24 protein-coding genes and 8 pseudogenes are annotated in these 26,027 nt (G+C 43.6%); 29 read left to right on the top strand and 3 right to left on the bottom strand.

Features of this window, described 5'->3' with window-relative positions; translation table 11 throughout:
- Window positions 1-123: 123 nt before the first annotated feature.
- From BV455_RS00240 to nfsA, 7 genes are all read left to right on the top strand, one after another.
- The gene (locus tag BV455_RS00240; RefSeq protein ID WP_017436675.1) at window positions 124-957 is read left to right on the top strand and encodes a pirin family protein; all 834 of its coding nucleotides are present in this window, start codon (window positions 124-126) and stop codon (window positions 955-957) included.
- A gap of 470 nt (window positions 958-1,427) precedes the next feature.
- Window positions 1,428-1,550, top strand: a complete 123-nt coding sequence (locus BV455_RS20590) for a hypothetical protein (RefSeq protein ID WP_017436674.1) — start codon at window positions 1,428-1,430, stop codon at window positions 1,548-1,550.
- 143 nt (window positions 1,551-1,693) lie between these two features.
- Window positions 1,694-1,966, top strand: coding sequence for an autorepressor SdpR family transcription factor (locus BV455_RS00235; RefSeq protein WP_026078594.1), 273 nt, complete (start codon window positions 1,694-1,696; stop codon window positions 1,964-1,966).
- Window positions 1,963-2,607, top strand: coding sequence for an SdpI family protein (locus tag BV455_RS00230; protein WP_017436672.1), 645 nt, complete (start codon window positions 1,963-1,965; stop codon window positions 2,605-2,607). The genes BV455_RS00235 and BV455_RS00230 overlap by 4 nt, the downstream gene beginning before the upstream one ends.
- A gap of 222 nt (window positions 2,608-2,829) precedes the next feature.
- Window positions 2,830-3,264: an SRPBCC family protein gene (locus BV455_RS00225; RefSeq protein ID WP_017436671.1), complete on the top strand. Its 435-nt coding sequence runs from the start codon at window positions 2,830-2,832 to the stop codon at window positions 3,262-3,264.
- A 1-nt stretch (window position 3,265) separates the two neighbouring features.
- A complete protein-coding gene (locus BV455_RS00220; protein ID WP_017436670.1) occupies window positions 3,266-3,622 on the top strand; it encodes an ArsR/SmtB family transcription factor in 357 nt (118 codons plus the stop codon).
- Window positions 3,623-3,713: 91 nt separating this feature from the next.
- Window positions 3,714-4,463 (top strand): oxygen-insensitive NADPH nitroreductase, encoded by a 750-nt coding sequence (gene nfsA / locus BV455_RS00215; RefSeq protein WP_017436669.1) that lies wholly within the window; start codon window positions 3,714-3,716, stop codon window positions 4,461-4,463.
- A 1,162-nt stretch (window positions 4,464-5,625) separates the two neighbouring features.
- Here nfsA and BV455_RS00210 read toward each other — a convergent pair.
- Window positions 5,626-6,116, bottom strand: a pseudogene (locus BV455_RS00210) (IS1595 family transposase); the annotation flags it as partial.
- Between the two features lie 424 nt (window positions 6,117-6,540).
- Between BV455_RS00210 and BV455_RS20865 the strand changes: the two are divergent.
- The 3 genes and pseudogenes from BV455_RS20865 (at window position 6,541) to BV455_RS20150 (ending at window position 9,982) form a co-directional block, all read left to right on the top strand.
- Window positions 6,541-7,615: pseudogene (locus BV455_RS20865) on the top strand (IS256 family transposase).
- 169 nt (window positions 7,616-7,784) lie between these two features.
- The gene (locus tag BV455_RS00200; protein ID WP_061579981.1) at window positions 7,785-8,375 is read left to right on the top strand and encodes a cell wall hydrolase; all 591 of its coding nucleotides are present in this window, start codon (window positions 7,785-7,787) and stop codon (window positions 8,373-8,375) included.
- 992 nt (window positions 8,376-9,367) lie between these two features.
- Entirely contained in the window at window positions 9,368-9,982 is a 615-nt protein-coding gene (locus tag BV455_RS20150; protein WP_245005365.1) for an RNA-guided endonuclease InsQ/TnpB family protein, read from the top strand.
- A 195-nt stretch (window positions 9,983-10,177) separates the two neighbouring features.
- On the opposite strand, the gene BV455_RS00190 is transcribed toward BV455_RS20150, so the two are convergent.
- A complete protein-coding gene (locus BV455_RS00190; RefSeq protein WP_218687999.1) occupies window positions 10,178-10,885 on the bottom strand; it encodes a polysaccharide deacetylase family protein in 708 nt (235 codons plus the stop codon).
- 110 nt (window positions 10,886-10,995) lie between these two features.
- Between BV455_RS00190 and BV455_RS00185 the strand changes: the two genes are divergently transcribed.
- The 12 genes and pseudogenes from BV455_RS00185 (at window position 10,996) to BV455_RS20145 (ending at window position 18,108) form a co-directional block, all read left to right on the top strand.
- Window positions 10,996-11,376: a DinB family protein gene (locus BV455_RS00185; protein WP_244404777.1), complete on the top strand. Its 381-nt coding sequence runs from the start codon at window positions 10,996-10,998 to the stop codon at window positions 11,374-11,376.
- A gap of 177 nt (window positions 11,377-11,553) precedes the next feature.
- Window positions 11,554-11,691 (top strand): annotated as a pseudogene (locus BV455_RS20860) (metalloregulator ArsR/SmtB family transcription factor); the annotation flags it as partial.
- A gap of 217 nt (window positions 11,692-11,908) precedes the next feature.
- A pseudogene (locus BV455_RS00175) lies at window positions 11,909-12,691 on the top strand (HAD-IC family P-type ATPase); the annotation flags it as partial.
- 20 nt (window positions 12,692-12,711) lie between these two features.
- Window positions 12,712-12,915, top strand: a complete 204-nt coding sequence (gene copZ, locus BV455_RS00170) for a copper chaperone CopZ (protein ID WP_017436658.1) — start codon at window positions 12,712-12,714, stop codon at window positions 12,913-12,915.
- A gap of 92 nt (window positions 12,916-13,007) precedes the next feature.
- A complete protein-coding gene (locus BV455_RS00165; RefSeq protein ID WP_042409082.1) occupies window positions 13,008-13,304 on the top strand; it encodes a transposase in 297 nt (98 codons plus the stop codon).
- Between the two features lie 8 nt (window positions 13,305-13,312).
- Window positions 13,313-14,194 (top strand): IS3 family transposase, encoded by an 882-nt coding sequence (locus BV455_RS00160; RefSeq protein ID WP_081160856.1) that lies wholly within the window; start codon window positions 13,313-13,315, stop codon window positions 14,192-14,194.
- Between the two features lie 322 nt (window positions 14,195-14,516).
- A pseudogene (locus BV455_RS00155) lies at window positions 14,517-15,253 on the top strand (permease); the annotation flags it as partial.
- Window positions 15,254-15,391: 138 nt separating this feature from the next.
- Window positions 15,392-15,721 (top strand): hypothetical protein, encoded by a 330-nt coding sequence (locus BV455_RS00150; protein WP_017437178.1) that lies wholly within the window; start codon window positions 15,392-15,394, stop codon window positions 15,719-15,721.
- Between the two features lie 2 nt (window positions 15,722-15,723).
- Window positions 15,724-16,704 (top strand): annotated as a pseudogene (locus tag BV455_RS00145) (glutathionylspermidine synthase family protein).
- Window positions 16,705-16,709: 5 nt separating this feature from the next.
- A pseudogene (locus BV455_RS00140) lies at window positions 16,710-17,104 on the top strand (DUF350 domain-containing protein).
- A 1-nt stretch (window position 17,105) separates the two neighbouring features.
- Window positions 17,106-17,405 (top strand): hypothetical protein, encoded by a 300-nt coding sequence (locus BV455_RS00135; protein ID WP_218687593.1) that lies wholly within the window; start codon window positions 17,106-17,108, stop codon window positions 17,403-17,405.
- Window positions 17,380-18,108 (top strand): HAD hydrolase-like protein, encoded by a 729-nt coding sequence (locus tag BV455_RS20145; protein WP_409993885.1) that lies wholly within the window; start codon window positions 17,380-17,382, stop codon window positions 18,106-18,108. The genes BV455_RS00135 and BV455_RS20145 overlap by 26 nt, the downstream gene beginning before the upstream one ends.
- Here the strand turns inward: BV455_RS20145 and BV455_RS00125 are convergent.
- A complete protein-coding gene (locus BV455_RS00125; RefSeq protein ID WP_218687592.1) occupies window positions 18,053-19,477 on the bottom strand; it encodes an amino acid permease in 1,425 nt (474 codons plus the stop codon). The genes BV455_RS20145 and BV455_RS00125 overlap by 56 nt on opposite strands.
- Window positions 19,478-19,755: 278 nt before the next feature.
- Between BV455_RS00125 and BV455_RS00120 the strand changes: the two genes are divergently transcribed.
- From BV455_RS00120 to BV455_RS00090, 7 genes and pseudogenes are all read left to right on the top strand, one after another.
- Window positions 19,756-21,405, top strand: coding sequence for a copper resistance protein CopC (locus BV455_RS00120; RefSeq protein ID WP_218687591.1), 1,650 nt, complete (start codon window positions 19,756-19,758; stop codon window positions 21,403-21,405).
- Between the two features lie 24 nt (window positions 21,406-21,429).
- Window positions 21,430-22,086 carry a YcnI family copper-binding membrane protein gene (locus BV455_RS00115; RefSeq protein ID WP_218687590.1) on the top strand — a complete coding sequence of 219 codons (657 nt, stop codon included), beginning with the start codon at window positions 21,430-21,432 and terminating at the stop codon, window positions 22,084-22,086.
- 61 nt (window positions 22,087-22,147) lie between these two features.
- Window positions 22,148-22,915, top strand: coding sequence for an NAD-dependent protein deacylase (locus tag BV455_RS00110; protein WP_218687589.1), 768 nt, complete (start codon window positions 22,148-22,150; stop codon window positions 22,913-22,915).
- Window positions 22,916-23,130: 215 nt separating this feature from the next.
- Window positions 23,131-24,307, top strand: a pseudogene (locus BV455_RS00105) (acyl-CoA dehydrogenase family protein).
- Between the two features lie 39 nt (window positions 24,308-24,346).
- A complete protein-coding gene (locus BV455_RS00100; protein WP_061579993.1) occupies window positions 24,347-25,111 on the top strand; it encodes a beta-ketoacyl-ACP reductase in 765 nt (254 codons plus the stop codon).
- A gap of 21 nt (window positions 25,112-25,132) precedes the next feature.
- Window positions 25,133-25,582, top strand: coding sequence for a MaoC family dehydratase N-terminal domain-containing protein (locus BV455_RS00095; protein ID WP_017437189.1), 450 nt, complete (start codon window positions 25,133-25,135; stop codon window positions 25,580-25,582).
- On the top strand, window positions 25,579-25,980 hold the full coding sequence (locus BV455_RS00090) for a MaoC family dehydratase (RefSeq protein ID WP_061579994.1): 402 nt from the start codon (window positions 25,579-25,581) through the stop codon (window positions 25,978-25,980). The genes BV455_RS00095 and BV455_RS00090 overlap by 4 nt, the downstream gene beginning before the upstream one ends.
- Window positions 25,981-26,027 lie beyond the last annotated feature (47 nt).

The raw sequence follows: 26,027 nt of genomic DNA, 5'->3' as shown, positions 1-26,027 counted from the left end.
TGTCCATTTGAATGATATAGGAATACATGATGTAACAAAGTAAATCGTTTGCATTCATCCGTTGTGTGGAGTACGATACAGATGAAAAATTCGATTTCGAACAACCATAAGGGGGACAATAGAATGTCAGCACAGCGTCGCATCCGCCGCGTGAAAACGGTGCAAATCGAAACAAACAGCCCGATCCATCGCAGCGGGCCGGTGCTAGAGCCGGGAAATTGGGAAGAGTACGATCCGTTTTTGATGCTGATGGAGGATATTTTCCAAAGAGGGACATTTGACTTTCATCCGCATCGCGGCATTGAAACAGTAACGTATGTGATTGACGGACAGCTGGAACATTTTGATAGCAAAGCCGGTCACGGTACGCTTGGTCCCGGGGATGTGCAGTGGATGACGGCAGGCCGAGGAGTAATTCATAAAGAAGATCCGGCGCCAGGCTCGACCGTGCATAGTTTGCAACTATGGATTAATTTGCCGAGCGAGAAAAAAATGACCGAACCGCGCTATCAAAATTTAAAGGCCGAAGAGATGCCGGTCCGCCAAGAAGAAGGGGCGCTTATCCGCGTCTTTTCCGGGTCATCGAAAGGAGTAAAAGCCCCGACGCTCAACCATGTTCCTGTAACAATGGTGGAAATGATGCTGGAGCCGGGAGCAAGCGTCGTGCAAGATTTACCGGGAAGCTACAACGGATTTCTTTACATTTTGGAAGGGAGCGGTGCATTCGGCGCTGATGCCACCGAAGGAAAAGCAGGGCAAGTATTATTTTTAAGCCGCGCTGAAGGCGAGTCGGAAAGTGAAATTACCGTCACCGCCAATGAAAAGCTGCGCGTTCTCCTTTATGCCGGCGAGCCGGTTAACGAGCCGATAGTCGCTTACGGACCGTTTGTCATGAACACGCAAGAAGAAATCCGCCAAGCGATCCGCGATTATCAAGAGGGAAAATTTGTCGAGTAACCGTAAAAAAAGCGTTCCGATATGGAGCGCTCTTTTATGACAAAAATATTTGTAAAATTCAGATTAAATAGGTACAATTGTATTACTCATACTACAGGGAGGGAAATGGTTGCAAAACTCTCCATTTTATTTTGCTTTGGTGATGTTATTGACCCTTTGAGTGCTCTTTTTTCTTGTGTTGTTTTCCGTTATTTCAGCATCGTATCACGTTTTGTTTAGATGGGGACAAATACAGTGTTGTTTCTGAATAATGATGGAAGCGAGGAAAGGACATAAAATAGAATTTTTAGGAACGGGTGAAGCGGTGACGATTCCCCAATGCCGCGTATGCGTCGAGGCGCGTGCGAAAGGAATCCCTTACGGCCGGAGTGGCCCAAGCTGTTTGTGCACGGTCCGGACGTCTTAATCGATACGCCGGAAGAGCAGAAACGTTGGATATTATTCGCAAATGAAAGGCGAAAAAAACCATATTGACCCATATCGAAGAAATGAACGGATTAGGCTTTGATGATCTCAAAGAAGCAGAAAAACCGTTGCAAAAACAAGGACTGTCCATTGAAATCGCCTATGATGCGATGATGGTAGAAGTATAGTTTTTCGTTGATGGGGAGAACACATGATATTCTCTTTTTGTTTTCTCAGGTTATTAACAAAAATCATAATATTTTATATAATATAATTAAACAATTAGATAATTTTCTAAATAACAAAATAAACACGGTGAACGTATATGAAAATGAACCTTGTTTATAAAGCGCTAGCCGATCCAACGCGAAGAGACATTTTAAATTTGTTAAAAAACAGAGATTTGACGGCGGGGGAAATCGCCGACCATTTCCGCATCTCCAAACCAAGCATTTCCCATCATCTTAACTTATTAAAGCAGGCGGATTTAGTGCACGCCGAAAAAGAAGGGCAGTACATCCATTATTCGATTAACACGACCGTCTTGCAAGATGTGTTAACGTGGCTTTTATCTTTGCAAGAAGGAAAGGGGAAGAGGGAATGAAAAAGCATTGGTATTTTTTCTTGTTGATCATCATTAGTGCAGGATTTTCCTTATGGGCATATCCGCAGCTGCCGGAGAAAGTTCCGATTCATTGGAATTTTTCGGGGGAAGTGGATGGCTATTCATCAAAGCTTTTTGCCGTTTTCGCTACTCCGGTTTTAATGATGTTGATTTACGGAATACTAATGGGCGTGCCGAAAATTGATCCGCGTAAAGACAATTTCCAAAAATTTGAGGGAGTGTATCGTATTTTCGTGAATGTAACGCTGACTTTTTTCGGCGCTGGTCATCTTTCTATTATTTTCAGCGGGCTCGGCTATCATGTCAATATCGATTGGATTGCAAATATAGGATTAGGTCTGCTTTTTATCATTCTCGGAAACTATATGCCAAAAATCAAAGCGAATTATTTCATAGGCATCCGCACGCCGTGGACGCTGGCGAATGAGACCGTTTGGGCGCGCACACACCGGTTTGGCGGCAAAGTATTTTTCATTGGCGGAATCATCATCATCGTATCCGCTTTTGCCCCATCCTCCATTCGCGCTGTGCTTCTTATTGCGTCTATCGTCTGTATCGCAATCGTACCGATGGTGTATTCTTATGCCGTTTATAAAAAGGTGGTTGATAAATATAATTAAGGAAAGCGGCGCGTCGTGATCGACAAGCGCTCTTTTCGGCGTTTTTGGAGAGGTGGCAACCAATTCCGTTGACCGTCTCTTTTTTATTGCCAATTTGTTGTGAAAAGTTGAAGGAGGATAAGTAGTACACTCGCCATTTTACTATTGATATGAAACCAAATGGTTTCGTATAATCAAAATGAAACCAAAAAGTTTCATAACTAAAATGTGGAGGTTGAAACAATGACAACACAAAATACAGCGAACGGCATGTTGCCACATATTCGCCACACGATGGTTTTTCAAGCGCCGATTCAAAAAGTTTGGGAGGCGGTTTCTACTTCAGAGGGGCTTGCGGCTTGGTTTATGCCCAATGATCTTCAGCCGGTTGCCGGTCATGAGTTTCATCTAAACGCCGGACCTTTTGGAATGTCCCCGTGTAAAGTAATCGAAGTCGATCCGCCTCATCGCTTGTCTTTTCGCTGGGGGAAAGACTGGACCGTTACTTTTGAGCTAAAAGAGCTGAATAAGCAGCAAACAGAGTTTACGCTTATTCATTCCGGCTGGGATGCGAATAAAGTGACGGAATTTGGCGAATCTCATACCATCGTACGCAATCGGATGGATCAGGGATGGGCCAAGCTTTGCAAATCTTTAGGCGCGTATGTCGAGGCGTAGTATGGCTGCTTTATCACGCAAGCATGACGTCTTTCAGGCCATCGCTGATCCTACCCGCCGCAAGCTGTTACGATTGTTGGCCGATAAGGAAATGCCCGTTACCGTCATCTGCGGCCATTTTCCGATCAGCCGGACGGCTGTGTCGAAACATTTGCGGATTTTAGCGGATGCCGGACTTGTGAAGGAGAGAAAGGTCGGGCGGGAAACGCGATACCGTTTAGAACCAACTCCGTTGTTGGAATTAAAGGAATGGCTGTCCTTTTATGAACGATTTTGGGATAACAAAATGGCGATGCTCAAACACTATGTGGAAAATGGCAAAGGACATATTGTTGATGCTGATGGTGATGATAAATAAACGTCTTGGAAAGAGCCAATCATTTTTTGGCTCTTTCTTTTTTTGGTATTATAAAAAGCAAAGCCATCAATTGATAGGGGAGGCATTCGCTATGAATCCAGTCATTGAAACGATTTTGCGGCACCGTTCGATTCGTCAATTTGAAGACCGCCCGTTAACGGACGAGCAAATTCGTACGATCGTCGAGTGCGCGCAAGCCGCGTCGACATCGAGTTTTATTCAAGCGTATTCGATCATTGGTGTTAAGGATAAAGAGATGAAACGAAAGCTGGCGGAATTAGCGGGAAATCAATCTTATGTCGAACATAATGGCCATTTCTTCGTGTTTTGCGCCGATCTTCACCGCCACGAAGTGATTGGCGAAGTGGAACAAAAAGAGGTGCTGCCATCGCTCGAGAGCACGGAAAAGTTTATGGTTGCGCTTGTTGATACAGCGCTGGCGGCGCAAAACGCAGCCATCGCCGCCGAATCGATGGGGCTCGGCGTTTGCTATATCGGCGGGCTGCGCAACAACTTGCCGGAAGTGTGCAAGCTGTTGAAAGTGCCGAAGCGGGTCATTCCTCTCTTCGGGCTTGCCGTCGGCTACCCGGCGCAGCAGCCTGACAAAAAACCGCGCCTGCCGTTTGAACACGTATACCATGAAGAAACGTATGAACAAGACCGCAGTAAATTCGAAGAGCAGCTGAAACAATATAACGACATCGTTTCCGCGTATTACGAAAAACGGACAAACGGCAAACGCCGCGATACATGGACCGGGCAGATGGCCAACATGCTCAGCAACCAGGTGCGCATGTATATGAAAGAATTTGTAGAAGGAAAAGGATTCAATCTTCGTTAATCTCGCTTCGGCATGAAGCGAGGTTTTTTTAGGTTGATTGACCACATTTGACCACGCTTTATTTCTGTATGGCTTTGGTGAATTTTTGAACTGTTTCTTCTTGCGTGTCCGGCGTTATGGAGAATACACGTCTAACGTCATTGGGAGCAAAGGAATGTCCTAGACGTTTGCTGACCACTTTCACGCCGGAGAGGGTCTTTTGAAATGGTTAAAAAGCTTAAATCTAAACGAGATTGGACAAGCCGTAAATATAAATTTGCCCAAGGATTAAATAAGACGATCCATTTAGACTGTTTGGGCTGAAAATGAAAAATTAAAAGAGTTCTATTCCAATAATGGCTTAGAGTATGTAGGTGACTTTCCTGAAGAAAACTATTTCATTAGTGTTTAGTGTTTTTAAATTTAACGAAAAATCACTTGTTGAACTCCCATGGAAGAACAATACATACTTCCACCATCTGTGATGAAGCTCACTTCATGTTTATAGCAGCGGCATTATCTTTGTACAGTTTCCAATGCATCAGCAACGATTAACTATGGGGAGGAAGTTGCGGCAGTAGCAGCAAGTTATGTAGGAAGCCCTTATAAATATGGGGTACAACACCAAAGGGATTTGATGCGAGTATAGGTGCTAAGCGAGTCATTAAGTAAAAAAAAAGGCTATATTAAAGCTTCTTGTTGATGTTTGACTCATTTGTCCTATTTTGAAAGAGTGTAAAGAGAAAAATTCTTTTTCTCGGTTGTTTCTTTTAAAGTGGGGCACTTTTTGTCTTCGCTAAAAATATGTCAATCAAAATGAAAACCACCCTTTATAGGGATGGTCTTTTTACTTACTACGCTCATTCATACCCTTTAACTGTTCTCTTTATTTTGAGAAGACGCATGCTGTTTCCTTATTCTCCAAATAAACAAAAAGAATAAGAGGATGACACCTACACTAATCCCCATTAATTGGTCCAGCAACAGTTCTCCCGTTTTGAAATAGTGAAAAGTAAAAGTTCCGCCAAATATTAAGACTATTAGAAAGGCAAATCGTATAAGATATGAATTTATTTTCACAAGTTTCCCCCCTTACAAAAAGTCTAACTCTATATTACCATTATTTCTCTAAAATCACTTTAATTTTCTAACTAAATTAAACTGCATTTTTCAAACTTAATAATCAGATTGAAAATTTAAAGAGGCGAATGCTTTCATATGTATCGTTCATTTCAAACGGGAAAGCAGATAACAGCATATCTTTAATATTCTGTTTGGTGTTCTCGTGATCACGACTATCCACGAATAAGAACCAAGCCAATAGTTGTCAAGATGCTTACTTGCCATACCTTTGAATCGGTCCATCCATTGTTTTAAGCGGCTGTGAAAATCGTTTACATTCTGAATGTGGTAGATGCCTTTGATGACATGTGTACCATCATCAGATTTGATTCGATAATGTTGCAATCCTTTTTCTTTGGCATACGTCTTGTAAGCTCTCCAAGCGTCTGTAACCAATATATTCTCGCTACGGAGTTTCGAGACGATAACTTTATCTACTTTAGATTTGACCACACTCCCCATCCAAGTAACCTTTGCAATCGTTGCTTTAGTTCTATCACTAGCCACCAGAATGCAGACCTGTTCTTTGCTTAAGCCACGATGTTTGGACTTGCTTAATTACAGAGATAAGGTTTACAAAATGACCATAGACCAAATTGGTGAAGGTGAAATGGAAAACTATATCAATGAGTTATAAAGAAGTAGGCTCGTTCCTACTTCTTTTTATTTTTTGTAATAGTAATGTAACCTCTACGTAATTTACGTTTATATTATTCGGATATAAAAAATATATAGTTCGTGAGATAGAGAGAATCGAGCTAAATATAAAATGAAGGAGAGTGCAAACGATGATGTATAAAATTTGTGTAAAGCATTTTACTAGATCAAATAAAAAAGGTAGGGTATTCTCTGATTGAACCCAAACATTCCAGAGAAAGGAGAACCCTACCTATGTCTAAAGTATACCGAATGTCGACTGGGCAAATCAACTGGAAAGTGTCATTCGTCAGTTTGTAAAGGAAAATTAGAACTGATCATGCGGGAAGAAATCAAGAATTTCCTCGAAATAGAACAAGCCGGAACATCGAATATGAGAAACGGCTACTATCAACGAAATCTAGATACGCAATATGGCCGGATTGAAGGTCTTTGGTCCCTAGAGACCGAAACGGAGAATTTCAAACGCAGCTGTTTGCCCCTTACCAAACGCCACACGGGCTGGCTTGAGGAAGCCATCATCAGGATGTATCAAAGTGGCATGAGCACACGTGAAATTGGCAAGTTTATTGAACGAATTTTAGGCAATGCCTATTCTCCTGCAACGATCAGCCGTATTACCGATGTAGTGAAGGAAGACATCGAGAATGGCACACTCGTCCACTGCACAAGCGTTATTCTGTCTTATATTTGGATGGTTTATACGTAAAACTTCGTCGCGAAACCGTGGAGAAAGAAGCCATTTATGTGGTGTTAGGGGTGAATGAAGAAGGATATCGCGAAATTCTTGATTTCTTTGTGGGAGGACAGAAAGCGCCTATGTATGGGCAGAGATTCTTCAACAACTATACAACAGGGCGTCAAGGAAGTGCTTCTGGGCGTATTCGATGGACTACCGGGGTTGGAGAAGCCTTTAAGGCGGTTTATCCGAAAGCCGATGTGCAGCGTTGTGTCGTTCACAAAGTCCGCAACACGCTCCATCGTGTTCGGAAAAAAGACCAATTCGAAGTGGCCGAGGATCTCAAGCTGATTTATCGCGCGCCGAATAAGGAGATGGCGTTACAAATGTTTCAACAGTTTGAGTCGAAATGGTCCAGCAAATATCCAAGAGAAGTTCAATCTTGGCCAATGAGTTGGATGTCCTCCTTACATTTATGGATTATCCAAGCAGTATTCGAAGTGTGATTTACACGACCAATGCCATCGAACGAACGATCAAGGAGATTCGGAAACGCCTAAAACCGATGAACAGTTTGAATAGTTTAGAAGCCGCTGAAAAAATCGTGTATTTGACCATTCAAGATTTTAATGAGAAATGGGCAGGGCGAAAGTTGCGAGGATTTGCCGAAGCGCATGAAGCCCTTCAACGAATGTTTGAAGAACGTTATCATTAACCAAATACTGTAAATAAACAAAATAGGGGGATTCTCCCTTTCCACACAGGAGACTGAATATTCAGTCTCCTGTGTGGAGGAAACTAGTTCCCTATTCATTCCAAATCCATTTCAGAGAAAACCTACCCCATTATATTACACAAATTCTTGACGGTACCTGCAAAACCCTATGAGAAAACTAATTGCGATAACAGCATTAGGATTATCTATGCTAATTGCCCCTCCTGCTTTTGCTTATGAAGTTAAAAGTGGAGATACAATGAGCGAAATTGCAGAGGAACATGGAGTAACTCTGTATGAACTATCAAGGGCTAACCCACAAATCAAAAATATTAATTTGATTTATGTTGGTCAAAATATTGTAATACCAGGGAAAAATGAATATAAACCAGTAACTAATGCGACGCCTTACGAAAAAGATTTACTTGCAAGATTGGTTCGAGCTGAAGCTGAAGGTGAACCATATGATGGAAAAGTCGCTGTTGCGATAGTGGTGTTGAACCGAGTTAACGATCCTCAATTTCCTAATTCTATTAAAGAAGTAATCTATCAGCCTGGACAGTTCACACCAGTTAGTAACGGTACAATCAATCAACCTGCTGATGTTGAAAGTATTAAAGCAGTTGAAGAAGCGTTAGCTTACGATCGTTCAAAAGGTTATGGTTCACTGTTCTTCTATAATCCAAAAACTTCACATTCTCATTGGCTGGATAGTAGACCAACAACAGTTGTAATAGGAAACCACGTATTTAAAAAATAATTGGAGAGCTTTATGCTCTCTTTTTTTATCACTCTTATTTCTTCCATTATGGGATTGCTCCCGCTTTTTTGCGTGATCACACTTGATCCCGCTTTATTTCTGTAGGGATTTGGCGAATTTTTGAGTTGCTTGTTCTGGAGAATACACGTCTAATGCCATCGAGGCAGAGGAATGTCCTAGATGCTCGCTGACCACTTTCACGGCGGAAAGGACTTTTTGAAATGGTTGAAAATTAAAAATGACATAAAAAATGGAGTGCAAACTGGTAACAGTTTGTTCACTCCATTTTTATTGTTAAATGAAGCTTTTAACATTTTTCTCGAGAAGTCTCCTTTCCTCTAAACGGAGTAAAGGAGGGAGAGGAATCGGGAAGTTTTTGGTTCTCCAAAACGAACATATGTCCTATAATCAAACTGGAAAGAAGGGATTCTCATGCTTCGTGGCCAAAAAGTGTTTTTTCAGGCAACGAAAGCGGATTTGGATCGCTTGTCCGCCTGCAATCGGGAATCCGCCCGTGTTTGGAATGAATGCCTCCGCTTAGTCAAAGAACACTTCCTCCAACATGGGTGCTGGATCACTAAAAGCGAGATGCAAAAACAAACGAAAAGGAAGTTCCATCTTCACAGCCAATCGATTCAAGCAGTCTGCCACCAATACCTCTTCGCAAGACAAGCCGCACACCACGCGATCCAACAAGGACATCCTGCCCGCTATCCCTACAAGAAAAAGAAGTACTTCCCAACGAAATGGGCGAAAGACGGTTTCAAGGTTTACGAAAACGGAAAAATCGAATTCTTCATGGGCATTCATCATGGAAAACGGAAAAAGCCAATTGTCGTGTATGCGTCGCATCTGCTAAAGGGAACCATCAAAGAAATCGAATGCTGCTGGGATCAAGGTCTTTATTTGGCCGTGACGTATGAAGACGGACAAAAGGAAAAGCGTATAAACCGGGGAAGACAGTTGGAGCCGATTTTGGGGAAGTACACACCATCGGCGCGTTTTGCGAAAACGGGCAAGCCCTCCTCATCGCGGGAAGAAAGATACGCTCCCTTCACCGGCTGCGGAATAAAAAACTGGCGGAGGTCCAGCGGCGCCAATCGAAATGTCAAAAAGGATCACGCCGATGGAAAAAGTATGAGCGGGCGACACAATACGTGTTATCCAAATCCGAAAGACAGCTGCGGGATGCGCTCCATAAAATAACGAAACAGTTTGTCGACTGGTGTTTGAAACAGTCCGCCTCCGATGTGTATATCGGAAACGTCAAAGGAGTAGAGCGGAACACGGGAAAGAAAAAACGTACGAGCCGCAAACAAGCGCAAAAGCTCTCGAATTGGCCATTCGGGAAAGTGAAGAAGTATCTCGCTTATAAGCTGGCTCCACATGGCATTCGCTTGCATGAAATCGAGGAGTCATATACGAGCCAGACATGTCCTGTCTGCCAAAAGAGAAAAAAAGTGTCTTCCCGCCTGTTTGTGTGCCGGTGTGGGTATGAAGAACATCGGGACATTCATGGGGCAAAAAATATATTAAGCAAATCGCTACATGGTACGTTTGTTCATTGGAATGTACAAACGAAGCTGACGTGTCTACGGATTGCGTAAGCAAGAAGTAGTAGAAGGGTTGACCGCCCCATCGGTGTGGTGCCGATGTTTTACTTGACCCATCCAGAAGGCTTCCGATGCATTCATCGAGTGGAAGGAGACCGCCTTCTTCCGCGCGGAAGCTTCTTCGATGGAGATGGTAAGAAACTCCCATCTCTTCATGGGATGAAGGTGGGAGAGGTTCATAGCAATTTCCTATTCATTACTTAATTTCTGTAGTTCATTAACCGTGACAAATTGATAACCTTTTTTTGATAAAGAATCTAATATTCCTTCAATAGTTTTTAGTTCGTTACCAGTATCATCATACATTGGATGTAACAAAATGATGGCTCCTGGTTTTACATTTTTGTTTACATAGTTCACTTTGTCAGAAACCGAAGAATAATAGGTGTCGGGCTCAAGACTCCATGTAATGGTTTCTATGTGATGTTTTTTCAAATAATAGGGTAAACCAATAAGTTTTTTTCCATTAGGTGGACGAAAGTCTATTTCACCTTTATAACCTGTTTTTCGAATCAATTGGTTGGTCATTTCAATTTCCTGCTTGATAAAAGAAGGCTTTTTGAAAATCATTCGTTGATGAGAATACGTATGATTTCCCATTTGATGTCCAGATTCTGCTATCTCTTTTCCTAACTTTAGATTTTTCTTCAGTTCATTTCCAATGACAAAAAAGGTAGCCTTCGCATTGTATTTATGCAAAAGAGGCAATATTTTCTCTACATTTTTTGTCGGTCCGTCATCAAAAGTCAACGCAACTACTTTTTGGTTTGTATCTACGTGACTAGTTAATTCTCCAAATAACTGGTATGTTCTTGAATTCATTAACCTATATGTACCGAATAAAAAAAATAATAATACTAGTGAAATTATCCCATATATGACTATTCTTTTTTTCACCATTTGTCTCCTCTCTATCTTAATCGATTTTTTCTTGGACATTTTATCAGCTAATATTCATGAAAGCAAGTAAAACAGTTATGGTGCTCCCATGGAGGAACGGTCGCGCTTTGAGGAGAATTGCATGGCATATCGTAACCGGTATCCCTGAATTTCTTTCCCACTTCGGACTTACTATTGAAATGATGAAAGACTCAGCCACTGTTCCGTTCTCAGCGAAGGAAATCGCTGAAAGCTTTCGGAAAATCAGTGACGACGCAGCAGAAGCGGTAAAGCAACAGTGGACAGATGAATTCTCCAAGCAAGTTCAGAATGCATTTGGAAGGGATTGGTCGGATGCTGCAATACTTTCACTGCTCATCAAGCATATCATTCATTGCCGTGGACAAAGGACGGTTCTCATGCGTCAAGCCGGCCTAGAGGTTCATGGAGTTTATGATTCTGCAAAAGAAGAATGGAGTCGTATGGGACAGGGACCTCCTGCGATTTAATAATTTATGGCCATTTTCAGTATAAGGTAAGCACTTGTTCCTTCGAGTGCTTTTTATTTTGTTTTCTGGAATGGTGATTCGTAAAAAATGATAAGTTTTTATTTTATCAAAGATTGTTTTAACATTGTAATTAGATTATTATCTAATTAGATAATGATTGTATTTGGAGGGATTGTATTGCAGTTAAGTAGGCTTGTTAATTTCTACAAGAATTTAGATGATCCTACAAGAATTCGCATTATTGCACTATTGCGGCACGGTTCTTTACATGGCCAGGCGATAGCAGGTAAACTTGGCTTAAAACCACCAACTATTATTTTAAGAAGAGAGTTGGTCATGAATCACTTTATGTATCGGGAAAATAATAAATATGAATTGAATCCCCCAGAACTTTGGATCATAAACTGATTTATAGATATTTTTTTGTGAATCTAATTAGATGTATATCTAATTAGATATTTGTAAAAAATAAATGAGGTGATTTGGTGACTAATGCGATAAATATATTTCGACAAGAAAAAAATTACTTAAGATTGTTGAATATGGAAAACGACAACAAATCGCGGTGAAGCTGTTTTTAGCATTTCGCGGCGCTGGCCGGTCATGGTATTGAAGCGACAATTGATGGCAAACGTGTTCTTGTCGGAACGAAAAAGTTAATGAAAGAAAACAACGTCGACATGTCGCGGCATGAAGAGAAAATGGTACAATTAGAAACGGAAGGAAAAACGGTGATGCTCGTTGCGATCGATGGAGAGTTTGCCGGCATCATCGCCGTCGCTGATACGATCAAAGAAAATGCCAAAGCGGCAATTCAAGCATTGAAACAACTTGGGATGGATGTGTACATGGTGACAGGAGACAATGAACGGACGGCAAAAGCGATCGCCAAACAAGCGGGAATCGGCCATGTATATGCTGAGGTGCTTTCAGAAGACAAAGCAAACATTGTCGAAAAGCTGCAGCGGGAAGGCAAACGGGTGGCGCTGGCCGGCGCTGGCATTAATGATGCTCCGGCGCTGGCGAAAGCCGATATCGGCATGGCGATCGGCACGGGAACGGATGTTGCCATCGAAACGGCCGATGTCACGTTAGTTGGCGGTGATTTGGCGCATATTCCGAAAGCGGTCGAGTTAAGCCGCAAAACGATGACAAACATCCGCAAAACTTGTTTTGGGCGCTGTTTTACAATACGATCGGCATACCGGTTGCCGCCGCCGGGCTGTTGGAACTTTGGATTGCCGGAGCGGCGATGGCGTTTAGCTCTGTATCGGTAGTGACAAACGCACTTCGCTTGAAGCGCGTAAAACTATAAAAACAAGGGAGGAACCCATCATGACAACAACATTACAAGTGCAAGGAATGACATGCAACCATTGCAAAATGGCGGTCACGAACGCTTTACAAGAGCTAGAAGGAGTCAACCGCGTCGAAGTGCATTTGGAAAAAGGCACGGTTGATGTCGATTACGATGAAACGAAAGTCAGCTTGGATAAATTAAAAGAAGCAATTGAAGAACAAGGTTATGATGTGAAGTAAACGAAAGCCTCCTCTTTCTCTGATATGATCCCCTTATAGTAGACAGAAAAAAGAAAGCCAATTAATCTGTCTACTATGGAGGGGATTTTTCTATGGGGAAAATACGAAAAACATACGATGCAAAGTTTAAAAAGAAAGCGGTGGATTTATATTGGAAAGAGGGCATGGGATATAAAACGGTGGCGAAAGAATTAGGGATTGATGAGTCCATGGTACGCCGATGGGTGAAACGCTATGAACAGGAAGGAATGAAAGGGCTAGAGGAAAAACGAGGAAAGGCAAAAGGACCAGGCAAAGGAAGACCGAGAACTCGTCCGGAAGATCCTGAAATGAAAATCAAGCGTCTTGAGGCGGAAGTAGAGATGCTAAAAAAGCTCTTAAAGAGGTGAAAGGGGGAATGGAAGCAGTACCAGCTCACAAGAAGTTCGCGATCATTCAAGAAATGGCCGGGTGTTATGGTTCGATTCAACGATTATGTGAAATAGCAGGCGTGTCTCGAAGCGGATATTACAAGTGGGTAAAACGACAGGAACGCCCTTCTCCGAAGCACTTGGAAGACGAGCAGCTAAAGGAAAAAATCCAAGAGTGCCATGAAGAAGTGAAAGGAATCTATGGGTATCGGAGAGTAAAAGTTTGGCTGAAACGGAAATACCAACTGAATATCAACCATAAACGAGTACAAAGGATGATGAGGGAGATGGGAATTCGGGCAGTGATTCGGAAGAAACGGCCTTATTACGGAAAGAAAGAGCCTTATGTGATTTCGGACAACCATCTAAACCGAGATTTCCACGCGTCCAAGCCAAACGAGAAATGGGTGACAGATATTACCTATTTAATTTTTAATGGGCAAAAGCTCTATTTGTCCGCCATTAAAGATCTATACAACAATGAAATCGTGGCCTACCATATCAGTCAAAGAAATGACATCAAACTGGTCATCGACACGCTAAAAAAGGCCATAAAAAAACGGAATGTAAATGGACTCCTCCTTCATAGTGATCAGGGGTTCCAGTATACATCCCGCCAATACAACAATCTACTAAAAAGATACAATATAAAGGCCAGTATGTCCAGGAAAGGAAACTGTTTGGACAATGCCTGCATGGAAAACTTCTTCAGCCATTTCAAGGCAGAGTGTTTTAATCTGTACTCTTTCCGCACGGCCGAAGAGGTGAAGGATGCCGTACACAAATATATTCGTTTTTATAACCATCAACGTTTCCAAAAGAAATTAAATAACCTGAGTCCTTATGAATATAGGACTCAGGCTGCTTAAATGTGCTTTTTTATTCCTGTCTACTTGACAGGGGTCACTTCACTCTAGGGGAGGTCTTTATTTTTCTTCCACAAATCGCTTTTGCGTCGAAAGGAGAATAGCAAGATTGTTTGGATAAATGGCTATTTCCGATAGATTTATTGCAAAAAAGACCGTCATCGCGATCTTTATTGTTGCCAAGGCACTTCATCATAGCGGTTTGGCATATAGAGATAGAGAAAGTAGACATGTAATAGAAACAACGGGCATATAATTTTTATAAATAGGAATCATTACGTTTTAACACTCGGAATGAATAATGAAAATGTACAGGGGGAAGGGGATGTATCGCTTGTTTTCTTCTACGTTGATTGATGTAACCGGAATCGTCGTGATTGCGATTGCTGCTTATTTCATGCTGGCCAGTCAGTTTATAGGGGTAGCATGGTCGATGAAACTCCCAGATTCTTTTCAACAATTTAGTACGATTTTTTAAGCATTATCATTGAGGCGATTCCGTTTGTGCTGATTGGTGTGATCATTGCCGGATGCATCCAAATTTTTGTTGCGGAAGAGCAAATCCGGCGCTGGATTCCAAAAAATCGGTTTCTCGCCGTCATGATGGGGTGTGTGGTTGGCGCGTTTTTCCCTGCGTGTGAATGCGGAATTGTACCGATTGTGCGGAGACTGGTAGCAAAAGGAGTGCCGCTGCATGCTGCGGTCGGCTTTCTGTTGACGGGGCCGTTAATTAATCCGATCGTCATTTTGTCCACGTATATGGCGTTTGGAAATGATAGCACCATCGCGGCGTTGCGAATGGGGATTGGCTTTGTGGACGCTTTGATCATTGCTTTTATCATTAGCTTTTTATTTCCGTCTAATCAACTAAAAGCTGCCGCTGCATTGGATGTACGGGAAAATGTTAAACGTGCGTCATTGTTTCATCGACTGGAGGAAGTGCTCAAACATTCGATTGATGAGTTTTTTGATACGGGAAAGTATTTAATTATTGGCGCTTGTATTGCCGCGTTGATGCAAACCTATGTACATACTAAATCTCTGTTCCCTCGATGTGATGGCGTATATAGGGAGTTCGTTTACGTATTTTCACGGGAAAGAATGGCTTCGAGACAGCGCGGAAATTGACGAGGACCGCAAAGTGTATGTTCTTTATGTGACTGCAACAGGATTGGTCATAGAAGAAGGAGAGAATAACTGATGAACAAGACGAAGAAGATGATGATTGGCGTGCTATCGACATTGATGGCCGCTTCACTTACGGCCTGCAGCGATGAAAGTTTGCCGCCGAAACCGAAGGATCGGGACTGCGACGATTGGGAGTGGGATTCCGCGACGGGGACGTATGTCTGTGATGATGATGACAGTTTTCATTACCGCCATTATTACTATGGAGGCCATTATTATCCGTCTAAGCGCAAGCTGCAGCGTTCCGCGGCGTATAAAAGCTATCAGCATAGCGCTGAATTTAAGGCAAGGGCAAAATCCGGAATCGGTTCGGGGACAAAAGGCAGCTTTTTTGGAGGGTAACAATGTATTCCATTGAACAACACTGCCAGCGGCGCGCCCAGTTTTATAGAGCAATACCCGATTTTTGGGCCGACTTATACGATGCGGAGTATGCGTTGTTAGACTACCATATGTTAACAGAGGAGGAAGAGGAGCAAATACGAACGGCAACAAACCGCATCGGTCATCTGTATCGAAAAACGGCGAAGCTGTTGCGCCAATTATCTGACGAAACTCTTCGGCTGTTAGGATTTCATCAAGAAGAGCTCCCGTTTTTACGCATTCCCGTGCTTCCGGCGGAAACCGTGATCGCTCGGGCCGATCTCGTACATGTCGGTGGAACGTTTAAGTTGATCGAATTGAACGCAGATACCCCGACGTTTATTCGCGAAACGTTTGATATCAATGAACGGGTAGCTTCCTTTTTTCATTTACTTTCGCCAAACAAAGGAGAAGTGCGTTATGTCGCCGAAGCGGTCCGGTATGCGATTTGGCAGTCATACTGTTTATTGCATCGTGATGGAGAGCCATATGTCGAATCCGCCATCGGCGTTTTTGCTGCAGTCGAAAGCGGTACAGGCGCTTATTTGGGGGCTGTACGAGGAAGGGAATCCGTTTTTCACGGAAGAGGAGCGCCAATGGATTTCCGAACATTTTCTTCCGACTTATTTAGACGAAGAGTATTTTCTTGACCAGCAAATGATGTATGTTATGTGCAAAAACCGTCGTTCGGGCGCGAAGGCGACACAGTCGTAATCAAAAGCGGCAAAGGAGAACTGATCGTTGCCGATATCCAGCAGACATATAAGGACGAAACGCCTGTTTATCAGCAATATGTTCCGTTACCAGAAACCGTTGTCAAAACGGTAAACGGATATGAAACGGTGAAACTATTGCATACGTGTTTTTTAATCAACGGAAAAGCGGTTGGAATTGGCTTGCGCGCGGGGGGAATGATTACGAACAACTTGTCCTATTATTTACCTATCATGATGAAAGGATGAAGAAAATGACGTATGTGATGAATTTTCTGCTTTACACCGTGTTAGGACTTGCGCTGATGGGAATCGGCATCGGCTTATTCACCTTAACGACGAAATTTTCCGAGCGTGAACTCATTCGTCGAGGCAATATGGCGGTAGCGCTGAAATTGTGGGGAAAAGCGTTAGGATTGGCGATTGTCATTTATGCCGCCTGGAGCAACAGCGTCAGTTTGCCTGATGCTCTTCTATGGGGTGTCATTGGCATTGTGACGCAAATTCTCGTGTATGTTGTGCTTGAGTACATCTTCACGCCAAAGACCAACTTAGCCAAGAAAGTAGAGGAAGGCAATCTCGCGGTCGGGTTTAGCTTATTGTTTCTATTATTGTCGGCTTGATTGTGGCTGGGAGCATGTCCTATTAATATGGGCCCGTTGCATTTGTTTCGGGCTCTTTTTTACCATTTTTATCTAGATTTTTGTGAAAACTACATAACCTTTATCGACGAATCAGTAATATATGAGGAAGATGTAAAACGAGAATATAATCATTATTATGTAACGGGATATCTTCGCACTGGGAATGGACATCGGTATTGGAAATATGCTCCGTATAATGGTGTTGAAAATGAGAAAACGATTGAGGAAGTGTTTTCGAGGGTATTTAAAACGATTGAAGAAGCAAAGAGTCAGCAGATGGATGGAAACGTTCCCGCTGAAGAATGAACCGGATCTGGTCCATCTAGTTTTTTCAAAAGTTTATAAGGTCGGAACAGCTGTTTTCGGAATTATTTTTTATTGGCATTCTCTTTCATGGATAGAAAGGAAGCGGTGGGTGATGGTAATAGCGGTTATGTTTGATTTGGACGGCACATTGCTAAATCGCGACGATTCCATACAAAAGTTTATCAAATACCAGTATGAGCGCTTGCAGCACTGGTTAAGCCATATTCCAAAAGAATGGTATATAGCTAGATTTATTGAACTAGATGATCGAGGGTATGTTTGGAAAGATACCGTTTATCAGCAGATTGTCAAAGAGTTTGAGATTCATGGACTTACTTGGGAGGACCTGTTGGAAGATTATTTAAAGCATTTTCATCAAAGCTGTGTTCCATTTCCTAATCTTATGTGGATGTTAGAAGAGTTAAAAAGAAAATCATTGAAGTTAGGAATCATCACAAATGGGAAAGGACCATTTCAAATGCATTCGATATTTAAGTTGATTTACCGATTTTTTGGAACTATATTTATCGAAAGGCGGATCCTGAGTGAAAAAGCGGGATTACGATGTATATATAAGCTAACGAATAAAGATAGAGTAGGAGTAAAGAAAGTAAAAGCAAAAGGGACCAGCGATTTCGTTGGTCCCTTTACGCTTCTTTTAATTCAGCATGTTTATGGTCATTGTGCGGTTTTTGTTTCATAAGCAGCGGATATAAGATTAACCCTGCCACAAATAGACCGATTCCTAAGAAAAATGTATACCAATCCGCTGTTCCCGTTTTGATGACCCAAATCGAGTAAACTAGCGCTGCCAATGTAATGATACCGTCGCGCATGCGAATTTGCTTTGTATTTTTATACGTTTCTCCCGTAATGATTAATTTCAGATGATATAAGGCTGAGACGAGATACGGAACTAAGTAGGCAAGCGTCGCGACGACAATGGCAAAATTGTACGCTTCGTTCATTGTTCCCGATACAGTCGAAAATAGAAAAATTTGCGTCATGAAATTCGTGATGAACAAAGAACGGGTAGGGCTGCCGCTCTTGTTTGTTTTGGCAAAGAAAGCAGGGAACAATCCTTCTCTTGCCGCTTGATACGGAACTTCCGAACTGACGACAATCCAGCCGATTGTCGAGCCGAATAGGGAAATGAGCGCCAAAATGGCCATGATGTACGCTCCGTTGCTTCCGATAACGGCATACAGCGCATCCACGAGCGGTTTTTGCGACTGTTTTAATTCCTCCTGTGGCAGTGCTCCCATTGTCAATAACGTAATTCCGATATAAATGAGAACAGAAATGATGAGTCCGAGCAATGTGGCTTTTTTCACGTCTTTCGGCGATTTGGCGCGGTTTGACAGCATGACGGCCGATTCAATGCCGATAAACGCCCATAGTGCTGTAATCGCCGCTCCATTGATTTGGCTTGGTACGGATACCGCTTGTCCTTTTTCATCCATGAATGCAAATCCGCTACCTAAGTTCGCGGCGTTAAACACCCAAACCGTTGCGACAATATAAAGAAGGAACCCGATCACTTTCGCTCCTGTCGCTAAAATGTTAATGTTCCCAGCACGTTGAAAATCGCGGGCGAGAATCCAGTGAATTCCCCACAATACCGCTGTACATACCGCAAAGGTGAGCGTTTTTCCGACTTCCAATGGAAACGTTCCTATCGTAAATAGTACGTGCTTGCTTTGCATGATTGGGAAAAACGTGCTTAAATAGCCGGCAAACGAAATAATGACGGACGCAGTGGCCGCCCAGTTTGCCGCCCAATATCCCCAAGCCATGCTGTATCCTGCGATGTTTCCTGCTTTTGATGAAGAAAACATCGCTTGCGCGTAGCTCTGCGGTCCCGCTTTTAGCTCGGGTTTTCTTGTTGCTAGACTGCCAAATACAAGTGCAATCATCCAGACACCCAATCCGGTTGCGAGCCAGGCGAGTGCTGCCCCCATTGGACTTGCGACTTGCGCCAGGCTTGCCGGAATCATAAATATGCCACCGCCGACCATGTTTCCAACGACGAAGGCGGTTAAAATCCATAGTCCCCATTTTTTTGCAGTCATCGTATGTCCTCCCTAATTACTATGTCTTGTGAGTCATGGTTGCTTTCGTTCCTTTCTCATCATATCGTATTATTTTAGTTTGGTAAAGTGATAATATAATAAAGCAGAGAAGTTGATCAATTGCAAATAATAGTTATTTTCTGTCGATGATATGGGACATTTCTCGTTTTATTCATTGTCTCCTCACACTTTTTTCACATCCTTCTGCTATACTGACCATGCAGTGCGGTCATGATATACGTGCAGATGTTTCACTCTACCTAGAGAGGGGGAATGATTTGTCATATTGGCAAAAGGTGTTACGGTGGGGATGGATCAGTATTTTCTGTTTAGCCGTGTTGGTAGCGCTTCCTGCCCGATCGTTGGCCCATGCTTACATTGTCGCAGCGACGCCGGCGGCAAACGAACAGTTGATGGAAGATCCGAAAACCATTCGCATCGAATTTAACGAAAACATTCAATCTACTTTTTATGCGCTCACACTTGTCAATCAAACTGGACACGAGATTCTCTTGCATGATGTTCGCATCGATGCAACCAATCCACATGTGCTGGAAGGGAATGTACCGAATCGGTTGGCCAACGGAACATATGTCGTAAAATGGAAAGTGGTCTCTAGCGACGGCCATCCTGTCGAAGGGACGATTCCATTTCAAATCGGCCAAAGCAGCGATAACGGCGCTCTGTCCGATTCGGAAAGAAACGGCTATGTTCCCAAATTCGATATGATCATCATTCGCGGACTTTTTTACATAGGGTTATCGCTATTTTTAAGTTTGCTTTGGTTTAAATTGTTTATATATCTTCCATTGGGTACATGGCGGTTTTCGACCCGGGATCGGGTGCTGTATTGGGCGGCGTATAGTTTAACGGTGCTGGCTACGCTGTTGAGTTTGCCACTGCAAATTACCGTGGAAGCGGATGTGTCGTGGCTTCAGGCGCTAGAGGGCGCGCTTGTGAAAAAGATGCTGCTTCATACGGATTTTGGGGCCATATGGATCATTCAATGTGTGCTCTTATTGTTATTATTTGCAGTTGGTTATGCGGCAACGTTTGGGAAAAAGGAACACCATTTGAAACGATGGGCGATTGTCTCATTCGTACTCGGGACCAGCATTCTTTTCGCCAAAGCATGGACGGGTCACGCCGCCGCTTCGTCTCATCCGCTTGTTGCGCGTGTGATGGATTTTCTTCATCTTTTTAGCGCTTCCGTTTGGGTTGGATGCTTAGTGATCATCGCGGTGATTTTGCCTTTTGACATACCGGGAACCGCGAAAAGTAAATATTGGGAGGCGGTTCGCCGTTTTTCACGTTGGGCAATTGGATTGGTCGCCATGCTAATGATGACAGGCATTTACGCTGCTTTACAACAAGTTCCAACGTTTGATGCACTGTTTCAAACGATATATGGTAAAGTGCTTCTCGGTAAAGTGCTCCTTCTTGTCGTTATGCTGATGTTTGCGACGGTGAACTGGCTTTCGGAGCGCAAGCAGAAAAGCGTATTAGGGGCAACCGTATGGTCTGAATTTGGCCTCGGCATCGGAGCGATGCTGCTCGCTGCTATGTTGACGAATTTGCCGCCTGCAGCGGCTTCGCCGGGACCTTTTACGCAAACGAAGGAAGCTGGGAGCTATCAAGTGACGCTGCATATTACCCCTAATGTATTAGGAACGAATCAATTTCAAATAAAAATCAAAAACGCGAAGGGAAGAGCTGTTCAGGATATTGAGCAAGTCACGGTTACGTTGACGCCAAAAGACATAGATATGGGAGAAACGACATTTCAAGCATTCAAAGTTGCTTCCGGCATTTATCAGGCAAAGGGAACGATTAGCATGGCCGGAAGATGGAACGTTCATGTGCATATCCTGACCACGTCGCTGCAAAGCGTGGACGCCACTTTTGCCTGTTATGTAGGAAGCCAATAAATAAATGAGGAGGAGATTCCAACGATGAAAAAAATATGGTCACAGACTTCCAAAGTACTGGTTTTGATGGTGACAGCCTTTTTATTATGCACAGGAATTGCCAGCGCTCACGTGACGGTAAAGCCGAACATCTCCGCACCTGGCGCTTGGGAAACGTATACGGTCAAAATCCCAGTCGAAAAAGATGTTCCGACAACGAAAGTCACATTAAAAATTCCGGACGGCATGGAATTGGTATCTTATCAACCGGAGCAAGGCTGGGAAGTGACGCTGGAAAAAGACGCGTCTGGAAAGGTAAAAACGGTCACATGGACAGCGGAAGGAGAAGGGCTGTTGCCAGGACAATTTCAACAGTTTTTCTTTGTTGCGAAAAACCCAGATAAGGAAAGAAAGGTCGCTTGGGATGCGTATCAATATTATAAAGATGGCACCATTGTTGAATGGACGGGAACGGAAAACTCACAAACTCCTCATTCTGTAACGGAAATCAGCCAAGCGGCTGCGGCGCAAAGCGGACACGATATGCACAGCCACGGCGAACAGGCGGCGCAGCATCAAGCTCAGTCAGAAAATAAAACCAACAACGAGCAAAACGAAAATGGATTATCGATTGCTACCTTAGTGATTGCCGTCATTGCTTTGATCGTTTCGATCGTTGCTTTTCTGAAAAAAAGAGCGTAAAATGAACTTAGAAAAGTCCCCGTATTTTTTGGGGACTTTTTTGTTGAAGGAGGAGAGAAACGTGGATGTCATAAAAGAACTCGCACAACGAATCGCTCGCGCCGACGTGATTGCGGTTTTAACTGGTGCGGGAATGAGTACGGAATCGGGAATTCCCGATTTCCGCAGCGAAAATGGGATCTATGCGCAGGAAGAAAATGTCGAATACTATTTATCCGAATACTATTTTGAAAAAGATCCTGTTGATTTTTGGCGGCGCTTTAAACGAATGTTTTCGTTAAAACTAATGGGCAATTTTGCGCCAAACGACGGCCACCGGTTCCTTCGCCAATTAGAAGAGATGGGAAAAAAGGTGACTATTTTGACGCAAAATATCGATGGACTGCATAAAAAGGCAGGGAGCACCAACGTCATCGAATTGCACGGCACTTTGCAGACGGCAACGTGTCCGGAATGCGGCGAAAAGTATGATTTAGCGTTTATCAACCGCCATGATGTTCCGCGGTGCGAGCGGAAAGCGGCAAATGGAAATCAGTGCAATGAAATTTTAAAACCGGATGTGGTGCTGTTTGGCGGATTGGTGCCAAGAATCGAGGAAGCGTTCGCCGCGGCGGCAGAAAGCGATTTGCTTATTGCGATGGGAACAAGCCTGGAAGTAGCGCCGGTCAACCAAATTCCATTTTACGTAGCTACTCAGTCTCCCGGTACGTATAAAGTGATCATTAATAAAACACCAACAAGAATGGATGACGTATTTGATCTTGTCATTCATGGCGGAATTGGAGAAATGGTGGCAAAAGTGCGTTCGCATATGACAGGTGCGAGCTGAATAATCGGCGGCCGCACCTGTTTTTTCTATATTCTTTCTGTCCTGAATAGGAGAACGAAAAAATGGTTTCTATTAAAATCAAAAAATATTGTATTTTTTAAAACTTTAGAATATAATAGGATTAACATACCAACCGGTTGGTATAATTTGCAGGGTTTTGCATCGATTTAATATGGAGGAAAAGTGGCCTAGAGAGGGAAATGGAGGGGACATACATGTATTTGCGTCTTACTGATGAGCAACGGATGGTGCAAAAGGCCATTCGCAAATTCGTCGAAAAAGAATTAATGCCGCTAGAAAACGAAGTATTGCGAAACGAACGGGAAGGAAAACCGGGGCTGTCTGAGGAGAAGTTGAAAGAATTGCAGCTCAAAGCGAAAGAAGCGGGTTTTTGGGGATTAATACACCGGAAGAATACGGCGGCGCCAACCTCGGACACGTCATGCAAGCGATTGTGACAATGGAAGTGTCAAAAACGTTTGTTCCATTCCGGTTTGGCGGGTCGGCGGATAACATTCTCTATTACGCGAATGAAGAACAAAAGAAAAAATATTTGATTCCGACCATTAACGGCGAGAAAAATCATGCTTTGCCATGACGGAGCCAGGCGCAGGATCAGACACCAGAAACATTAAAATGACCGCGGTCAAAGACGGAAACGAATGGGTGCTAAACGGAGAAAAAACGTTTATCACCGGAGGAAACGAAGCCGATTTTGTGATGGTCATCGCCATTACCGACAAAGAACGCCATCAAGCAACAAACGGACGGGAAGGGGTTACTTGTTTTATCGTCGACCGGGAGATGGGCTGGCGTTCCGAACCGATACATACGATGGGGCCGTCGACACCTGCCAGCTTAATCTTTGAAAATGTGCGCGTTCCAGAAGAAAACATTTTAGGGGAGCTGCACGGCGGCTATAAACTTGGGTTGGAGTGGATCGGATATGCCCGCTGGATTGTCGGCGCCCGCGCGGTCGGAGCGGCAGAACGGCTGCTACAAATGGCGATTGACTATGCGAAAGAGCGCGTGACATTTGGCAAGCCAATTGCGGAAAGACAAGCGATTCAATGGATGATCGCCGATTCGGCCGTCGAAATTGAAGCGGCGAAATGGCTCGTGTTAAACGCGGCGTTTACGCTCGACCAAGGCGAAGACAACCGCCATTTAGCATCGATGGCCAAACTGTTTGGCGCCAACATGGGCAACCGCGTCGTCGACCGCGTCATGCAAATTCACGGCGGCATGGGCTATACGAAAGAAATGCCGATTGAGCGCTGGTATCGTGATGCCAGACTTTGGCGCATTTATGACGGCACCGATGAAATTCAGCGCATGATTATTGCAAGAAACTTGCTTAAAGGGCATGTCAAATTGGGGCAATTCCTATAAAAATTTGAAAGCGCTATCGAATAGAAGGGGGAAGCAAGCATGAGTCAAAGATTTACAGGAAGAGTCGCATTCGTTACAGGAGGAAGCCGCGGAATCGGCAAGGCGATTGTTACGCGTTTTGCCGAAGAAGGAGCGAAAGTGGCGTTCATTGACTTAAATGAAGAAGCGTTGCACGCCACCGAAAGTGAATTGCGCGAAAAAGGCTATGAAGTATATGCAAAAGTCGCGAGCGTTACCGATCGCGAACAAGTGGAAACGACGGTAAAAGAGATTGTCGACCAATTCGGATCGATCGATATTCTCGTCAATAACGCTGGAGTTATTCGCGACAATTTGCTGTTTAAAATGACGGATGAGGACTGGGACACGGTCATGGATGTTCACCTCAAAGGGGCGTTTTACTGTGCGCGCGCCGTTCAAAAATACATGGTAGAAAAACGGTACGGACGCATTATTAATGTTTCTTCCACTTCCGCGCTTGGCAACCGCGGGCAAGCGAACTATGCGGCGGCGAAAGCAGGCATTCAAGGTTTTACAAAAACGCTGGCGATCGAGCTGGGCAAATTTGGCATCACCACGAATGCGGTTGCTCCTGGATTTATTGAAACCGATATGACAAAAGCAACGGCGGAAAGGTTAGGCATTTCGTTTGAACAGTTAATTCAGGCTAGCGTCGCGAACATTCCGGTCGGACGAAGCGGCAAGCCGGAAGATGTCGCGCAGGCGGTGGCGTTTTTCGCCGATGAAAAATCTTCCTTTATTAACGGACAAGTGCTATATGTAGCCGGAGGTCCAAAATGTTAACGGAATAGGGGGAAACGACGCATGTTTGCCGAACATATCGGAAAATGCTCCAATAAAGTAAAAAACGTCGTTGAGCGGGGAGCGGTGAAAAAGTTTGCCGAAGCGATCGGTGATCCACATCCGATTTATTGGGATGAGGAAACGGGGAAAAAATCACGCTATCAAAGAAACATTGCGCCTCCGACATTTCCAAGGGTGTTTGACTATGGCGTGATTGAAGGGCTTAAGCTTCCAAGCAAAGGACTGATTCACGGCGAACAGCGGTTTCATTACGAAAGACCGTTGTTTGTCGGGGAAGAGCTGTATTGTTATGCGAAAGTGGAAGATTACTATGAAAAGCAAAGCAGCATGGGCGAGCTCGGATTTTTAGTCATCACGAATTACGGGGAAGACCCATCCGGAAGCGTGATTTTTACGTCCACCTCGACAATTATTATTACGGAAGCAGTGAGAAAGGCGATGGTAGTATGACGAAAATCAGCGAATTAAAAGTAGGAGAGTTGTTGCCAGAAGTCAAACTTCCTCCTGTCTCCCGCCTCGATCTCATTAAATATGCCGGCGCTTCCGGCGATTACAATCCGATTCATACGATTGACGAAGAGGCAAAAAAAGCGGGGCTGCCGGGCATTATCGCCCATGGAATGTGGACGATGGGCAATCTTGCCAAATTGTTTACCCCTTATTATGAAGAAGGATTTGTGCAAGACTACTCCGTCCGTTTTAAATCAATGGTGTTTTTAAATGACGTCGTCACGTTAAAAGCGACGGTGAAAGAAAAAGAGGATCACGCATTGCGCTTTGATGTGGCGGCTGTCAATCAAGACGGAAAAGAAGTCGTCAAGGGAGAAGTCGTGTTTTCTGTCTATTAATTGGCTGCAACATTCGTCCCGGTAACAGCAAAACCCTTTTGTTACCG

Source organism: Parageobacillus caldoxylosilyticus, from assembly GCF_019272935.1.
Taxonomy (GTDB): domain Bacteria; phylum Bacillota; class Bacilli; order Bacillales; family Anoxybacillaceae; genus Saccharococcus; species Saccharococcus caldoxylosilyticus.
Note: the sequence above shows the minus strand (reverse complement) of the source record. Positions and strands in the feature narration are given on the sequence as shown.

What these genes read in the sequence shown, in the direction of transcription:
- BV455_RS20145 (WP_409993885.1), top strand. Translation starts at nt 17,380, where the DNA reads ATGGAAACGTTCCCGCTGAAGAATGAACCGGATCTGGTCCATCTAGTT.
- nfsA (WP_017436669.1), top strand. Translation starts at nt 3,714, where the DNA reads ATGAATCCAGTCATTGAAACGATTTTGCGGCACCGTTCGATTCGTCAA.
- BV455_RS00100 (WP_061579993.1), top strand. Translation starts at nt 24,347, where the DNA reads ATGAGTCAAAGATTTACAGGAAGAGTCGCATTCGTTACAGGAGGAAGC.
- BV455_RS00115 (WP_218687590.1), top strand. Translation starts at nt 21,430, where the DNA reads ATGAAAAAAATATGGTCACAGACTTCCAAAGTACTGGTTTTGATGGTG.
- BV455_RS00095 (WP_017437189.1), top strand. Translation starts at nt 25,133, where the DNA reads ATGTTTGCCGAACATATCGGAAAATGCTCCAATAAAGTAAAAAACGTC.
- BV455_RS00125 (WP_218687592.1), bottom strand. Translation starts at nt 19,477, where the DNA reads ATGACTGCAAAAAAATGGGGACTATGGATTTTAACCGCCTTCGTCGTT.
- BV455_RS00225 (WP_017436671.1), top strand. Translation starts at nt 2,830, where the DNA reads ATGACAACACAAAATACAGCGAACGGCATGTTGCCACATATTCGCCAC.
- copZ (WP_017436658.1), top strand. Translation starts at nt 12,712, where the DNA reads ATGACAACAACATTACAAGTGCAAGGAATGACATGCAACCATTGCAAA.
- BV455_RS00135 (WP_218687593.1), top strand. Translation starts at nt 17,106, where the DNA reads ATGGGCCCGTTGCATTTGTTTCGGGCTCTTTTTTACCATTTTTATCTA.
- BV455_RS00230 (WP_017436672.1), top strand. Translation starts at nt 1,963, where the DNA reads ATGAAAAAGCATTGGTATTTTTTCTTGTTGATCATCATTAGTGCAGGA.
- BV455_RS00090 (WP_061579994.1), top strand. Translation starts at nt 25,579, where the DNA reads ATGACGAAAATCAGCGAATTAAAAGTAGGAGAGTTGTTGCCAGAAGTC.
- BV455_RS00165 (WP_042409082.1), top strand. Translation starts at nt 13,008, where the DNA reads ATGGGGAAAATACGAAAAACATACGATGCAAAGTTTAAAAAGAAAGCG.
- BV455_RS00220 (WP_017436670.1), top strand. Translation starts at nt 3,266, where the DNA reads ATGGCTGCTTTATCACGCAAGCATGACGTCTTTCAGGCCATCGCTGAT.
- BV455_RS00235 (WP_026078594.1), top strand. Translation starts at nt 1,694, where the DNA reads ATGAACCTTGTTTATAAAGCGCTAGCCGATCCAACGCGAAGAGACATT.
- BV455_RS00160 (WP_081160856.1), top strand. Translation starts at nt 13,313, where the DNA reads ATGGAAGCAGTACCAGCTCACAAGAAGTTCGCGATCATTCAAGAAATG.
- BV455_RS00150 (WP_017437178.1), top strand. Translation starts at nt 15,392, where the DNA reads ATGAACAAGACGAAGAAGATGATGATTGGCGTGCTATCGACATTGATG.
- BV455_RS00240 (WP_017436675.1), top strand. Translation starts at nt 124, where the DNA reads ATGTCAGCACAGCGTCGCATCCGCCGCGTGAAAACGGTGCAAATCGAA.
- BV455_RS00200 (WP_061579981.1), top strand. Translation starts at nt 7,785, where the DNA reads ATGAGAAAACTAATTGCGATAACAGCATTAGGATTATCTATGCTAATT.